We start from the raw sequence: 13,896 nt of genomic DNA, 5'->3' as shown, positions 1-13,896 counted from the left end.
ATCAGTTCACCTCAGCGCCGCGCGCTTGCACGCGCTGCCCGGCTTCGACAAAGCCTTGGCCTTGGGTGATTAGCGCCACCTTACTGGGCAGGCCGCTGACCCAAGCTTCTTTATTGCTCACGGTGATCAAATCCACGGGGGTGAACTGCACCACATCGCCCTCGCCCAGCCACTTAATGCCGGGGCGACCGCTCTTATCTAAGCTGAGCAGCGCCGGCGACACACCGTGGGCCAAGGCCTCGCCCGTGGCCACACGCAAGGTGGCACTGGCACCGGCAATGCGCTGGCGCTCAGGGTTTTCTACCGCGACTTCGACACGGAAGCTGCGCGTGCCAATATCCGCCGCAGCGGCAATAAAGTGCACCTTGCCCTCCAGCGTGCGGCCATCGAGCAGCTCCACGGCGACCGGCTGATTGAGCTGCAAGTGCACCACATCTTGCTGCGGCACTTGTGCAGCCACTTTGAGCTGGCTGACGTCCACTAAGGTCAGCAGGCTCTGCCCCGGCTGCACGTAATCGCCGGGCTCGACCATGCGTTGGTCGTACACGCCAGCAAACGGCGCGTCGATGCGGGTGTGCGACAGCGCCAACTCAGCTTCGGCCAGCTCGGCTTGCGCTTTGGCTTGCTCGGCTTTGACCTTGAGCAGATCGTTGCTGGAAATCAGACGGTTTTTCAGCAGCCGCTGCGCGGCTTCCAGCTCAGCTTGTTGCTGCTGCGCGGCGGCACGTGCGCGGGCGGCCTCTGCCGGGCGGGCATCACCACTTAAGGTGAGTAAGCGCTCGCCAGCCTTAACGCGACGGCCTTTGTCGCTGTCTAAACGTTCAACCACACCAGTGACTTGCGCGCGCAATTCAACGCGCCGCCAAGGCTCCAACTGACCTTGCAAGACCAGCGCGCGCGGCACTTTTTGTGCTTCCAGCCACTGCACTTGCACTTGCGGCAGTTGCGCGTCGGCCAACGGCTCACTGGCCGGGGCGCTGTCTTGCATGGTGGAAATATTGCCCAGTGCCATCCACAGCAATAACGCCACGGCGATCACCGCTGCGAGTAACCAAGGTTTGTTCTTGATGGCATTCAACATGATTCACAGGTTCCTTCAACGCGCGTTTGCAGCATTTGGCCGGCCATGCCATGCAGGCCGGCCATGATGAAATCGGTTACTTGATCGAGGTAGGCGTCTAGCTCATCGCGGCCACACAGGTGGCCAATACCGCCGGCGGCCACGCGGGCCATAGCGCCGGTGAAGCAGGCATCGGCCGACCAGAGCAGGCGCTCGTAGTCTTCTACCGATAAGCCGGGGTTGCCTAAGGTGTCGTTGAGCATGCTGGTGAAAAACGCCAAGTACTCGTGCTCTAGGGCATCGAACTGCTGGCGAAATTCGGGGTCGAGACGCTTCTGAAAATCCGGTCGGTCGCAGTGCATAAACAGCTGCGCCATCACCGGGTCATCCAGCAACTTGGCAAAGGCATGACGGGTGACGGTGCGCATCGCCTCGTGCTTGGGCAGGCGTGCATGCAAGGCACGAAACTCGGCGATATTGGCTTGCGAATCGTTAATCACCAGCTGCGCGTAGAGCGCCTCTTTGCTGGGAAAGTGCTTGTACACCGTGCCTTTGCCGATGCCTGCCTGCACGGCCACTTCGGCGATGGTGACGCGATCCCAAGGCTTAACGCGGAACAGCTCCAGCGCGGCTTGCAGAATCGCCTGCTGGCGCAATTCAAATTGTTGATCGTGAAAGCTCATGACTGTAATTCACAACGTGACCGGCGGTCATGGTATGCCGCACACGCCGCGCTGACAAGCCGCTGATGGCCCAATGGTCGGTGCCGCACAAATGTATAAGCAAAAAGACGCTTTTCTGTACAAAAGCGCATTGACCACAGTGAAAAACGCCGCCTATTGTATATACATATTAACAATAAGAGCTGCCTATGCCTGCTTCAACCGCTTACCTGTGGCATGCCGTCAGTCTGTTCGACGGGCTGCGTAGCCATGCTGAGCCCATGTCTGTGCTGGTCGAGAACGGGCGCATCAGCCGGCTGTGGCCGGCTGCGCAGTGCAACCCGAGCGATTTTCCCCACGCGCAGCTGCTCGGCACGGGCGGCACCCTTACGCCTGGGCTGGTCGATTGCCACACTCACTTGGTATACGCCGGCAACCGCGCGCACGAATTTGCCTTGCGTCAGGCCGGTGCCAGCTATAGCGAGATCGCCGCAGCCGGCGGCGGCATTCTGAGTACCGTGCACGCCACCCGCGCGGCCAGCGAAAGCGCCTTGATCGAGGCCAGCATGCCGCGCTTGGATGCCCTGCTGGCCGATGGCGTAACTCGCGTAGAGATCAAATCCGGCTACGGTCTGAGCTTGGCCGACGAGCTAAAAATGCTGCATGCCGCCAAAGCCCTCGGCCAGCTGCGCAACGTGCACATTCACACCACCCTGCTCGCCGCACACGCCCTGCCGCCGGAATACCAAGGCCGTGCCGATGCCTATATCGAGCAGGTTTGCGACGTAATGATTCCCGCTGCCGCCGAGGCGGGGCTGGCCAGTGCGGTGGATGTGTTCTGCGAAGGCATCGGCTTTAACCTCGCCCAGTGCGAGCGAGTCTATCGCGCCGCGCAGCGCCACGGCTTGGCCATCAAGGCGCATGCCGAGCAGCTGACTAACCTGCACGGCAGCGCCTTGGCGGCGCGCTATCAAGCGCTGTCGGTGGATCACTTGGAATACCTCGACGAAGCCGGTGTGGCCGCCATGGCCGAGCACGGCACCGTGGCGGTGTTGTTGCCCGGTGCCTTCCACACCCTACGCGAAACTCAGCTGCCGCCGATTGCCCTGCTGCGCCAATACGGCGTGCCGATGGCCGTGGCCAGCGATGCCAACCCCGGCACCTCGCCGCTATGCATGCCCACCCTGCACCTTAACTTGGCCTGCGTGCTGTTTGGCCTTACCCCCGATGAGGCCCTCGCCGGGATGACCGCCTACGCCGCCCGCGCCTTGGGCCTGCCTGAGCACGGCCAGATTGCCGCGGGCCAAAGCGCCGAGCTGTGCTGGTGGGCCGCGCACAGCCCAGCAGAGCTGGCCTACGCCGTACAACCCAACCGCCTGCGCCAACGCATGCTTGATGGAGTGCTTTGCGATGCACAGTGAACTAGCCGCGCTCTGGCAAGGGCGCCACGACCCCGAACCCGACAGCCCGCGCTGGCATCAACAAATACAGCCGTTAGCCACAAACTGCGCGCCCGGCGTGGCGATACTGGGCTTTGCCTGCGATGAAGGCGTACGCCGCAATCACGGCCGCACCGGCGCCTTTGCTGCGCCTGCGGCGATTCGCCGTGCGCTGGCCAATCTTGCCTGGCACCGCAGCGGTCCGGCCTACGATGGCGACGATATCCGCTGTGATGACGGCGACTTAGCTGCGGCCCAGCTACGCCTCGGCCACCAAGTGGCGCAAGCCTTGGCCGACGGCCATCTGCCGCTGGTGTTCGGCGGCGGTCACGAGGTGGCTTACGGCAGCTGGCTGGGTTTAGCCGCGCACGCGCAAAGCAAGGGGCTGCGTATCGGCATTATCAATTTCGATGCGCATTTCGACCTGCGCGACCCCAGCCATGTGCACTCCTCCGGCACGCCCTTCGCGCAAATTGCCGAAGCCAGCGCCAGCTATGGACAAGCCTTCCGCTACGCCTGCTTGGGCGTTAGCCGCGCCAGTAACACGCGCGCGCTGTTCCAACGCGCCGCCGACCTGCAGGTGCTGGTGCGCGAAGACCACAGCATCCAAACCGACACCTTAAGTGCTCGACAAGCCGAACTGGCCGACTTCTGCGCCAACTGCGACATCGTGCAGTTATCCATCGACCTCGATGTGCTGCCCGCCTGCGAAGCGCCCGGCGTTAGCGCCCCAGCGCCCTATGGCGTGCCGCTGCGGCTGCTCGAACCTTTGCTGGCCAGCATCAAGGCCAGCGGCAAGCTCGGCCTGATCGAGCTGGCCGAACTCAACCCTCACCACGATATCGACCAGCGCACCGCCCGCGTCGCGGCGCGCTTAGTCCACCTGTTAACCCTCGACACCTGAGGCCAAGGAGCACCCCTGTGAACCGTTACCGCGATTGCACCATCCGCGCCCCGCGCGGCACCACGCTGAACGCCAAGAGCTGGCTCACCGAAGCGCCGCTGCGCATGCTGATGAACAACCTCGACCCCGACGTGGCCGAGAACCCCCAAGAACTGGTGGTGTACGGCGGTATTGGCCGTGCCGCGCGAGACTGGGCCTGCTTCGACCAAATCGTCGAGAGCCTTAAAGAGCTCAACGACGACGAGACCCTGCTGGTGCAATCCGGCAAGCCGGTGGGCGTGTTCAAAACCCATAAAGACGCGCCGCGCGTGCTGCTTGCCAACTCCAACCTGGTGCCGCACTGGGCAACCTGGGAGCACTTCAACGAGCTGGATGCCAAAGGGCTGGCCATGTACGGCCAGATGACCGCCGGCAGCTGGATCTACATCGGCAGCCAAGGCATCGTGCAGGGCACCTTTGAGACCTTTGTCGAGGCCGGCCGCCAGCACTACGACGGCAACCTCACGGGCCGCTGGGTGCTCACCGCAGGCCTCGGCGGCATGGGCGGCGCGCAGCCGTTGGCCGCCACCTTGGCCGGCGCTTGCTCGCTGAATATCGAATGCCAGCAGAGCCGCATCGACTTTCGCCTGCGCACCGGCTATGTCGATGAGCAAGCCAAAGATCTCGACGACGCCTTAGCGCGCATCCACAAGTACTGCGCCGAGGGCAAGGCCATCTCCATCGCCCTGTGCGGCAACGCCGCCGAGGTACTGCCCGAGCTGGTACGCCGTGGCGTGCGCCCGGACATGGTCACCGACCAAACCAGCGCCCACGACCCGCTCAACGGCTATCTGCCCAGCGGCTGGCAGTGGGACGACTACCGCCGCCGCGCCGCCAGCGAGCCGGAAGCGGTGATCAAAGCCGCCAAGCAGTCGATGGCCGTGCATGTGCAAGCCATGCTCGACTTCCAGAAAATGGGCGTGCCGACCTTCGACTACGGCAACAACATCCGCCAGATGGCGCTGGATGAAGGCGTGCAGAATGCCTTCGACTTCCCCGGCTTTGTGCCGGCGTATATTCGCCCGCTGTTCTGCCGTGGCATCGGCCCGTTCCGCTGGGCGGCGCTGTCCGGCGACCCAGAAGACATCTACAAGACCGATGCCAAGGTGAAGGAGCTAATCCCCGACGACGAGCACCTGCACCGCTGGCTGGACATGGCCCGCGAGCGTATTCACTTCCAAGGCTTGCCGGCGCGTATCTGCTGGGTCGGTTTAGGCCTGCGCGCCAAGCTCGGCCTGGCCTTTAACGAGATGGTGCGCAGCGGCGAGCTGAGCGCGCCGGTGGTGATCGGCCGCGACCACTTGGACTCCGGCTCGGTGGCCAGCCCCAATCGCGAAACCGAAGCCATGCGCGATGGCAGCGATGCGGTGTCCGACTGGCCGCTACTCAACGCCCTGCTCAACACCGCCAGCGGCGCGACCTGGGTGTCGCTGCACCACGGCGGTGGCGTCGGCATGGGCTACTCGCAGCACTCTGGGGTGGTGATTGTCTGTGACGGCAGCGACGAAGCCGCCGCGCGCATCGCCCGTGTACTCACCAACGACCCAGCCACCGGCGTGATGCGTCACGCCGATGCCGGCTACCCTGAAGCCATTGCTTGCGCCCGCGAACAAGGGCTCAACCTGCCGATGCTGCGCGGAGAATAAGCATGCTGCACCTGACCCTAACACCCGGCCAACTGACCCTCGCCGACCTGCGCGCCGCCTACCAAGGCCCCGTACAACTGCGTTTGGCGGACAACGCCGCCAGCGCCATCGACGCCAGCGTGGCGTGTGTCGAGCAGATTCTCGCCGAAGGCCGCACCGCCTACGGCATCAACACCGGCTTTGGCCTGCTGGCCTCCACCCGCATCGCCCATGCTGACTTAGAAAACCTGCAGCGCGCTTTGGTGCTGTCGCACGCCGCGGGGATTGGCGAGCCGCTCGACGACGCCATGGTGCGCCTGATCATGCTGCTGAAAATCAACAGCTTGGCACGCGGCTTCTCGGCGATTCGCCGCCAGGTGATCGACGCGCTGATCGCCTTGGTTAACGCCGAGGTGTACCCGCATATTCCGCTCAAAGGCTCGGTGGGCGCCTCTGGCGACCTCGCGCCGCTGGCGCACATGTCGCTGCTGCTGCTCGGCGAAAGCCAAGCGCGGCATAACGGCCAATGGCTGCCGGCCAACGAAGCACTGGCCATCGCCGGCCTAGAGCCGCTGACCCTAGCGGCCAAAGAAGGCTTAGCGCTGCTCAACGGTACGCAAGTTTCCACCGCCTATGCGCTGCGCGGCCTGTTCGAGGCCGAAGACCTGTTCGCCGCCGCCACCGTATGCGGCGCACTCACCGTGGAAGCCGCCCTCGGCTCGCGTAAACCCTTCGATGCGCGCATCCACGCCGCGCGCGGCCAGCAGGGGCAAATCGACAGCGCCGGCGCGTATCGCCATCTGCTCGGCGACAGCAGCGAGATCGGCCGCTCGCACGAAGCCTGCGACAAAGTGCAAGACCCCTACTCGCTACGCTGCCAGCCACAAGTGATGGGCGCCTGCTTAACGCAAATCCGCCAAGCCGCCGAGGTGCTGGCCGTCGAGGCCAACGCGGTATCGGATAACCCACTGGTGTTCGCCAGCGATAACGAGGTGATCTCCGGCGGCAACTTCCACGCCGAGCCGGTGGCCATGGCCGCCGATAACCTAGCCTTGGCCATCGCCGAAATCGGCGCATTAGCCGAGCGGCGCATCTCGCTGATGATGGACAAGCACATGTCGCAGCTGCCGCCCTTTTTGGTCGCCAACGGCGGGGTTAACTCCGGTTTTATGATCGCTCAAGTCACCGCCGCCGCGCTGGCCAGCGACAACAAGGCGCTGGCTCACCCGCACAGCGTGGACAGCCTGCCCACCTCGGCCAACCAAGAAGACCACGTTTCGATGGCGCCCAACGCCGGCAAACGCCTGTGGGACATGGCCGCCAACAGCCGTGGCGTGCTCGCCGTGGAATGGCTCGGCGCCTGTCAGGGGCTGGACTTCCGCGCCGGGCTAAAAAGCTCGCCAGCGCTGGAACAAGCGCGCCAATGTTTGCGTCAGCACGTGCCCACCTACGAGGAAGACCGCTTCTTCGCCCCGGACATCGCCGCTGCCGACCAACTGCTGGCCGAACGCGCACTCACCCCGCTGCTGCCCAGCGGTCTGCTGCCTTCATTGAGCTGAGCCCAAGGGATGATGGCGCAGCCCAAGCTCCGCTATCATCCCGCCACTTGCCACCCAAGGAGCTGCTGTGAGCCGTCCGCCGCCACGCTACAAAGCCATCGAAGCCTTTCTGCTGGAGCGCATTCACAGCGGCGCCTATCCGGTGAATCACCAAATTCCGCCGGAAGAACAACTGGCGCGTGATTTCGGCGTCAGCCGCATGACCGCCAACAAAGCGATTCGCGACTTAGTGCAGCAGGGTTATCTGAGCCGTCAGGCCGGTTTAGGCACTTTTGTTTGCGACCGCAAGGCCGAGTCGTCGCTGCATGAAGTGCTGAATATCGCCGGCGAAGTGCGCGCCCGTGGCCATCACTACAGCAACCGCGTACTGCTCAGCGAAGCCCGCGCCGCCGACGACGAAGTGGCCCTACGCCTTGGCGTGCGTCTGGGCAGCGAGGTATTTCACAGCGTGCTGGTGCATTGCGAAGACGGCGTGCCGATTCAATACGAAGAACGCTTTGTGAACCCGCGCTGGGTGCCGCACTACCTAAGCACCGACTTCAGCCAGCACACCCCCAACGAGGTACTGGTGGCCAGCTGCCCGATCAGTGATGTGGAGCATGTGGTCGAAGCCGTGCTGGTGGATGCCGGCATCGCCCAAGCCCTCGACATGCCCGCCCAGCAGCCGTGCCTTAGCGTGATTCGCCGCACTTGGTCGCAAGAACATCTGATCAGTTACGCCCGCCTGCTGCACCCCGGCGACCGTTACAAGCTGCGTTCGACGCATTTGCAGCGCCGCTAGCGTTAACCCTTATGCTGGCGCTGCGCGACGTGGTGAATCAGTTGCCGTGGCATTTGCCCCAAGCTGTGCTGCTCGTGCACTCCGCCTAAGGCCACGGCCTCACGTGGCATGCCATACACCACGCAACTGGCTTCGTCTTGCGCCATGGTCATACCACCGGCTTGGTAGATATCCAGCATGCCTTGCGCGCCATCTTTGCCCATGCCGGTAAACAGCGCTGCCACGGCATTCGGCCCGGCAGCATTGGCCACCGAGCGAAATAACACATCCACCGACGGCTTATGGCGAAACACCGGCGGCGCATCCGACAGCTTAGTGACGTAAAAGCGCCCAAACCGCTCGACCACTAAATGCTGATCGCCGGGGGCGATGTACACATGCCCAGGCAAAATACGCTCGTCACCTTTGGCCTCCAGCACGGTCAGCTGCGACAGGCGATCAAGCCGCGCCGCAAAAGACGAGGTAAACCCCGGCGGCATGTGCTGCGTGATCACCACGCTGGGAAAGTCTGGCGGCAAAGCCATAATCACCCTCTTCAGCGCCTCTGGGCCGCCGGTTGAGGCGCCTAGAGCAACGATTAGGCCGGTGTCATCTCGCAGGCCGCCGGGTTTGGTTGCCTTGGGCATCACCTCGTCGACTTTCACCGCTTTACGCACCGGTGGTAAGCGCTTGAGGATTTTCGCCTGCGCCGCAGAACGCAACTTATCGAGAATATCGTCGCGGTAGGCTTGCATGCCTTCCACGACACCAATCTTGGGCTTAGGCACAAAGTCGATGGCGCCAAGCTCCATGGCTTTAAAGGTGGCTTCGGAGCCTTGCTCGGTGAGGGTAGAAATCATCACCACCGGGGTGGGCCGTGCGCGCATCAGTTTATCGAGGAAGGTCAGGCCATCCATGCGCGGCATTTCGATATCGAGGGTGATCACATCGGGCGTGAAGTGGTTGACCATGTCGCGCGCTTCAAACGGATCTTTGGCGGTGCCAACGACAATAAAGTCCGGGCTTGCGCTGATCATTTCACTCAGCAAGCTACGAATTAACGCCGAATCATCGACAATCAATACCTTGATAGCCAAGGCGACCTCCTCTACTAACTACGCACTGCCCCTGAGCAGCTTTCCTGTTCGCTAAAAACTATTGGTTGGTATTAGCAAGTTTAGCTAGCCTTAAACCGCCCTCAAGCCCGTTAAAACAAATCGATATCGCCCGACACCGGCACTTTGCGAATACGCATGCTGTACTCCATTTCCCGATCCAGCAGGGTGGTGTTGTTGAGACTCTTAAGCTTTTTAATCAACACACGGCCCGTGGCGGGAAAGAAATACACCTTGCGCGGATACACATCGAGTAAGTCCTCGGCCACCACGGGCACGCGCTCAACGTGCAAGTATTCGTGAATAAAATCAGCATTACGCCTACCCACATGGTTTTGCGTGATGCCGCGCAGTACGTTACCACCACCGAAGATTTTCGCCTCGAAGTTGTGCCGTTTGGCCCCCATTTTCAGCAGGTGGTTAATCAGCATTTCCATGGCGTACACACCATAGCGCGCTGACGATGATGCAGGGTTTAGCCCTTCGTCAGTGCCCGGCAACATAAAGTGATTCATGCCACCGACGCCGGTGGTGCGGTCACGCAGGCACACTGAAATACACGACCCCAGCACCGTCACGATCAGCACATCGCGCTTGGTCACGTAGTACTCGCCGGGCAGAATCTTCACCGCTTCGGTTTCAAAGTAGCGGTCGAAGTAGGTGCGCTCTTCCAGTGGCCCGTTATGTTGTTCGTGCTGGCTCATTTGCGCACCGGCTTGTAGATAGTGCGGCCAATCAGGCGAACCACATCGTTAGCGTGCACAAAGCTTTCTGAGTGCCCGGCAAAAAAGCGACCGTGCTCTGGCAATAGTTTTGCCATGCGCTCAAGCACTTTGTGCTGGGTGGGCTTATCGAAATAGATCATCACGTTGCGGCAAAAAATAATGTCCAGCGCATTGCCTAGGCCCCAGTTCTGATCGAGCAAATTGATTTGCCGAAACTCGATCATCTGCCGCAGTTCTTTCACCACCCGCACCTTGCCGGCATTACTCTGCTTGCCGCGTAAAAAGAACGCCTTGCGCCGCTCCGTGCTGACCGACTCTAGCCGTGCTTCGGGGTAGATGCCTTCACGCGCTGTGCTCAGCACTTTGGTGTCGATATCGGAAGCAATCAGTTGCACCGGCACATCGAAGCGGCCAAACGTCTCGGCCAAGGTCATGGCGATGGAATACGGCTCTTCGCCGGTGCTGGCTGCGGAGCACCAAATGCGCCAGTTACGCCCCGGCTTGTGTTGTTCGCGCAGGTACTGCGCTAAGTACTCAAAATGATGCTCTTCCCGAAAGAACGAAGTCAGGTTCGTAGTCAGCGCATTAACGAAGTGCTCAGCCTCTTCAGGATGCTTATCGAGGTAGAGGAAATAACTGGGGAAATCGCGCAGACGCAAGCTGCGCAAACGCCGCACCAGCCGGCTGTACACCAACTGGTCTTTACTCGGCGCCAAGCTGATGCCGGCCATCTGGTAAACCCGCTGGCGCACCTGCTCAAAATCGGCCTTGGTGTAGGTAAATTCCCGCTCCATAGCCCCCGTTACGACTCCTTAGACTGCTTCACAGCTGGACTAAGACCACGGCAAGGCTACATGCAAAATCTGCAGACTTGCCGTGGGCCTGTGCGACGTTTGCGCGTGGGCTTAGAACTCCTCCCACTCATCTTCCGCCGACTTGCTCACCTTAGGCAGAGAGCGCGTTGCCATCGGCCGAGCTGCGACAACGGGCTTGCTGGCCGCCAGTTTGCTTTGCTGTGGGCGATCATCGAGCTTAAACACCGCCACCGACTGCGACAGCATGTTGGACTGGCCCTGCAGGGCTTCGGCCGAGGCAGCGGCCTCTTCCACCAGTGCGGCGTTTTGCTGGGTCATTTCGTCCATCTGACTCACAGCGCGGTTCACTTCTTCAATACCGGTGCTTTGCTCGGCCGAAGCGGCGGCAATATCGGCCATGATGTCGGTGACTTTCTGGATCGACACCACGATCTCGCTCATGGTGCTGCCGGCTTGAGCCACGAGGCTATTACCGTCTTCCACCTTGTTCACCGAGTCTTCGATCAGCGATTTGATCTCTTTCGCGGCCGAAGCAGAGCGCTGCGCCAAGTTACGCACCTCTGCCGCGACCACGGCAAAGCCACGGCCTTGCTCGCCGGCTCGCGCCGCCTCTACCGCGGCGTTAAGCGCCAAGATATTGGTTTGGAAGGCGATGCCGTCGATCACGCCGATGATGTCGGCAATTTTGCGTGCCGAATCATTAATCGCCGCCATGGTGTGCACCACTTTCTGCACCACATCACCGCCGGAGGTAGCCACCTGCGAGGCATTCATGGCCAATGAGTTAGCCTGCCGCGCATTGTCGGCGTTATTACGCACGGTAGAGGTGAGCTCTTCCATGCTCGAGGCGGTTTCCTCAAGGCTGGAAGCCTGCTGCTCGGTGCGCGAAGACAAGTCGGAGTTGCCCTGCGCAATCTCGCTGGCGGCGGTAAAGATGGTATCTGCCGACTCGCGAATCTGCCCGAGCATATCGGCCAAGCTTTCTGCGGTTTGGTTGGAGTAGCCCTTAAGGTCGGCAAAGATACCTGAGTAGTCTCTAGTCACCCGTACGGTGAGATCACCCTTGGCGAGGCCTTCGAGCATACGCTGCAAATCGCGCAAGCCATCCTCAACACTGACCATTAAGGTATTGAGGTCTTCACTTAGGCGCTTAAAGAAGCCCATTTTCCCGGCGACATCTAACCGCTGAGTAAAGTCCCCGGCCGAAGCAGCATTCACCAGATTGCCTACTTCTTTCTCCACACGAACTTCTTCAGTGCGATCGATCCACTGCACTGCCGTACCTAGGCGATCACCGTCATCATCAAACACAGGAGTCACCACCAGCGCGAAGGTCAAACCGCCGACCTCAATCTGCGCCCGGTGAGTGCCGCTCAGCTGCGCCAACATACGCGCTTGGTGCTCGGGGCTCTTGTGGAATTGGTCGATGCTGCCGCCAATCAGTTTGCTGGCATTAAACATAGGCAGGTCTTTGCGAATATCGCGTTCGCACTTTTGCAGCAACTCAGCCACCGACTTGTTCATATAGATGATGTCGCGCTCGGGACTGGCGATCATCACGTTGGCAGACACGTTATCCAGCGCGCTCTTAATCCGCGCGTTGTCTTCGGCGATCTTGTCCAGCGCAGCCTGACGAAGTTGCTCTTCCGCTTGCGCCTTCAGCTCGGCGGTGCGATCTCGCCACTCCACCACAGTGCCGATACGATCGCCGTGGTTGCCAAACACCGGGGTGGCGGTAAAGGCCATGGTGCGTGGGCCAATGTTAATTTGCGCTTTGTGCGGCTCTTTGAGTTTTTCCAACATGCCCTGCTGATACGCGGGGTTCTTGTGGAACTGGTCGATATTACGGCCCACCACCGAAGCGGCATCAAAGCGCGGTAAGTCTTGACGAATATCTGCTTCCGCCGCTTTGAACATTTCTTGCACGGCTTTGTTGGTGTAGACGATGACGTTGTTTTCGTCGGCCAACATCAAGCTGGTGCTGGCGGCATCCAGCGCGTGGATGGTGCGGGCGGTTTCGATATCGCGCTTGAGCAACTCCTGCTGCATGGCTTTAAGGTTACCGAGCAGACGACGGGTGTCGTAGTCGCCCTCTTCATTGATCTGCGCGCGCAGATTACCGTTGGCAATCTCTTGCGCCGAATCGATAGCGACACGGAATGAACGCAGAATCGAGATGCCCACCCAAGCAATCAGCGCCAGCATCACCGCCAAGGCCAACACGCTTAAAACCGCGCTGCGGGTGAAGTCGGCACCGAAGGCATCGTGCTGGTATTCCAGCTGCTCATCCAAGGCTTTTAGTGCGGTGTAGTTGTAGCTGAGCACCTCATCGAGCACTTGAGTGTATTGGGCGAAGAAGTCACGCGTGTCGATGTTGTATGCCAGCGCATTGAGAATTTCCCGCTCGCTCATGGTCTTCAGCTCGCCTACCTTGGCGGCGACGTTTTGCATGCCCGGCTGCAGGCGATCACGAATTTCTGGGCTATCGGCAAACGAGCGGCCCAAATCACGCTGCATAAAAAACAGGATGCGATCGGTCATGTTCAGCAGGCCGCGCATTTGCCCGCGCTTCTCGCCGCCACCGACGCCGTCGTTAATAGCGGCGATGCCTAAGCCACGGGTTTGCGCGAGGTTTTGTATCAAGTCCGGCACATGGGTGACGGTAACCAGCATCAGGTAATAAGTCGCTTGTTCGGGGTCGAGCGACAAGCCAGATACTTCGGCAAAGTCATCAATAAAGCCGCGTACATGCAGAATCATCTCGGTATGGGCGGTAAAGCTTTGCGTGTCGTTTAAGCGCTCACCCAAAACATCCGCACTGATCTTGTCCACCTCTACCTGCAAATTGCTTAAGTCTTTTTGCAGGGTGGCGCTGTGCTTAAGCAGGCTAGAGGCCTGAATCTTTGGCAAGAACTCTTGCTTTACTTCACCCAGCAAGCGTTGGTACTCGGCCGTAGTGGCATTACCACCCAAGATAATCTGCGCTTGGCCGCGCATTTTTTGCAGGCGCGCCATCATGTTGAGCAGGTTATTGATCGGCTCAATCGCCTCGCGCTCTTTATCGATACGCGTCAGGTTGTTGTAGATCGCCATGTCGAGCTGATACACCGGCACTGCCAGCCCGAGCACGGCCAGCATGGCGATCAGCAAGAGCTTCCAGCTGATGCGGATTCGACTCTGCAAGCTACCCATG

The 13,896-nt window shown here is 60.8% G+C and carries 11 protein-coding genes; 5 read left to right on the top strand and 6 right to left on the bottom strand.

Going from position 1 to position 13,896, the window contains the following annotated elements; all coding sequences use genetic code 11:
• Position 1: 1 nt before the first annotated feature.
• Positions 2-1,081, bottom strand: coding sequence for an efflux RND transporter periplasmic adaptor subunit (locus tag BMX80_RS16705; protein ID WP_074870578.1), 1,080 nt, complete (start codon positions 1,079-1,081; stop codon positions 2-4).
• Positions 1,075-1,743, bottom strand: coding sequence for a TetR/AcrR family transcriptional regulator (locus tag BMX80_RS16700; protein WP_074870576.1), 669 nt, complete (start codon positions 1,741-1,743; stop codon positions 1,075-1,077). Before BMX80_RS16700 ends, BMX80_RS16705 begins: the two co-directional genes overlap by 7 nt.
• Positions 1,744-1,931: 188 nt before the next feature.
• Between BMX80_RS16700 and hutI the strand changes: the two genes are divergently transcribed.
• From hutI to hutC, 5 genes are all read left to right on the top strand, one after another.
• The gene (gene hutI, locus BMX80_RS16695; RefSeq protein WP_407922798.1) at positions 1,932-3,143 is read left to right on the top strand and encodes an imidazolonepropionase; all 1,212 of its coding nucleotides are present in this window, start codon (positions 1,932-1,934) and stop codon (positions 3,141-3,143) included.
• The gene (gene hutG / locus BMX80_RS16690; protein ID WP_074870572.1) at positions 3,133-4,065 is read left to right on the top strand and encodes a formimidoylglutamase; all 933 of its coding nucleotides are present in this window, start codon (positions 3,133-3,135) and stop codon (positions 4,063-4,065) included. Before hutI ends, hutG begins: the two co-directional genes overlap by 11 nt.
• Before the next feature lie 17 nt (positions 4,066-4,082).
• Positions 4,083-5,750: a urocanate hydratase gene (gene hutU, locus BMX80_RS16685; protein ID WP_074870570.1), complete on the top strand. Its 1,668-nt coding sequence runs from the start codon at positions 4,083-4,085 to the stop codon at positions 5,748-5,750.
• Positions 5,751-5,755: 5 nt separating this feature from the next.
• Positions 5,756-7,288 carry a histidine ammonia-lyase gene (gene hutH, locus BMX80_RS16680; RefSeq protein ID WP_139214202.1) on the top strand — a complete coding sequence of 511 codons (1,533 nt, stop codon included), beginning with the start codon at positions 5,756-5,758 and terminating at the stop codon, positions 7,286-7,288.
• A 67-nt stretch (positions 7,289-7,355) separates the two neighbouring features.
• Positions 7,356-8,069, top strand: coding sequence for a histidine utilization repressor (hutC, locus tag BMX80_RS16675; protein ID WP_074870567.1), 714 nt, complete (start codon positions 7,356-7,358; stop codon positions 8,067-8,069).
• A gap of 2 nt (positions 8,070-8,071) precedes the next feature.
• Here hutC and BMX80_RS16670 read toward each other — a convergent pair whose 3' ends face one another.
• The 4 genes from BMX80_RS16670 to BMX80_RS18095 all read right to left on the bottom strand — a co-directional run bounded on the left by BMX80_RS16670 (position 8,072) and on the right by BMX80_RS18095 (position 13,895).
• A complete protein-coding gene (locus BMX80_RS16670) occupies positions 8,072-9,145 on the bottom strand; it encodes a protein-glutamate methylesterase/protein-glutamine glutaminase (protein ID WP_074870565.1) in 1,074 nt (357 codons plus the stop codon).
• Positions 9,146-9,255: 110 nt separating this feature from the next.
• Positions 9,256-9,867 (bottom strand): chemoreceptor glutamine deamidase CheD, encoded by a 612-nt coding sequence (cheD, locus tag BMX80_RS16665; protein ID WP_074870563.1) that lies wholly within the window; start codon positions 9,865-9,867, stop codon positions 9,256-9,258.
• Positions 9,864-10,682, bottom strand: coding sequence for a CheR family methyltransferase (locus BMX80_RS16660; protein ID WP_074870561.1), 819 nt, complete (start codon positions 10,680-10,682; stop codon positions 9,864-9,866). Before BMX80_RS16660 ends, cheD begins: the two co-directional genes overlap by 4 nt.
• A 111-nt stretch (positions 10,683-10,793) precedes the next feature.
• Positions 10,794-13,895 (bottom strand): methyl-accepting chemotaxis protein, encoded by a 3,102-nt coding sequence (locus BMX80_RS18095; RefSeq protein ID WP_139214196.1) that lies wholly within the window; start codon positions 13,893-13,895, stop codon positions 10,794-10,796.
• Position 13,896: the final 1 nt, after the last annotated feature.

It is taken from the genome of Atopomonas hussainii, assembly GCF_900109735.1.
Classification (GTDB): Bacteria; Pseudomonadota; Gammaproteobacteria; order Pseudomonadales; family Pseudomonadaceae; genus Atopomonas; species Atopomonas hussainii.
The sequence above is the reverse complement of the archived record's forward strand: the minus strand, read 5'-3'. Positions and strand labels throughout refer to the sequence as shown.

Excerpts from the sequence above, each read along its gene's own strand:
- BMX80_RS16705 (WP_074870578.1), bottom strand. The coding sequence starts at position 1,081 with ATGTTGAATGCCATCAAGAACAAACCTTGGTTACTCGCAGCGGTGATC.
- BMX80_RS16700 (WP_074870576.1), bottom strand. The coding sequence starts at position 1,743 with ATGAGCTTTCACGATCAACAATTTGAATTGCGCCAGCAGGCGATTCTG.
- hutI (WP_407922798.1), top strand. The coding sequence starts at position 1,932 with ATGCCTGCTTCAACCGCTTACCTGTGGCATGCCGTCAGTCTGTTCGAC.
- hutG (WP_074870572.1), top strand. The coding sequence starts at position 3,133 with ATGCACAGTGAACTAGCCGCGCTCTGGCAAGGGCGCCACGACCCCGAA.
- cheD (WP_074870563.1), bottom strand. The coding sequence starts at position 9,867 with ATGAGCCAGCACGAACAACATAACGGGCCACTGGAAGAGCGCACCTAC.
- BMX80_RS16660 (WP_074870561.1), bottom strand. The coding sequence starts at position 10,682 with ATGGAGCGGGAATTTACCTACACCAAGGCCGATTTTGAGCAGGTGCGC.
- BMX80_RS18095 (WP_139214196.1), bottom strand. The coding sequence starts at position 13,895 with ATGGGTAGCTTGCAGAGTCGAATCCGCATCAGCTGGAAGCTCTTGCTG.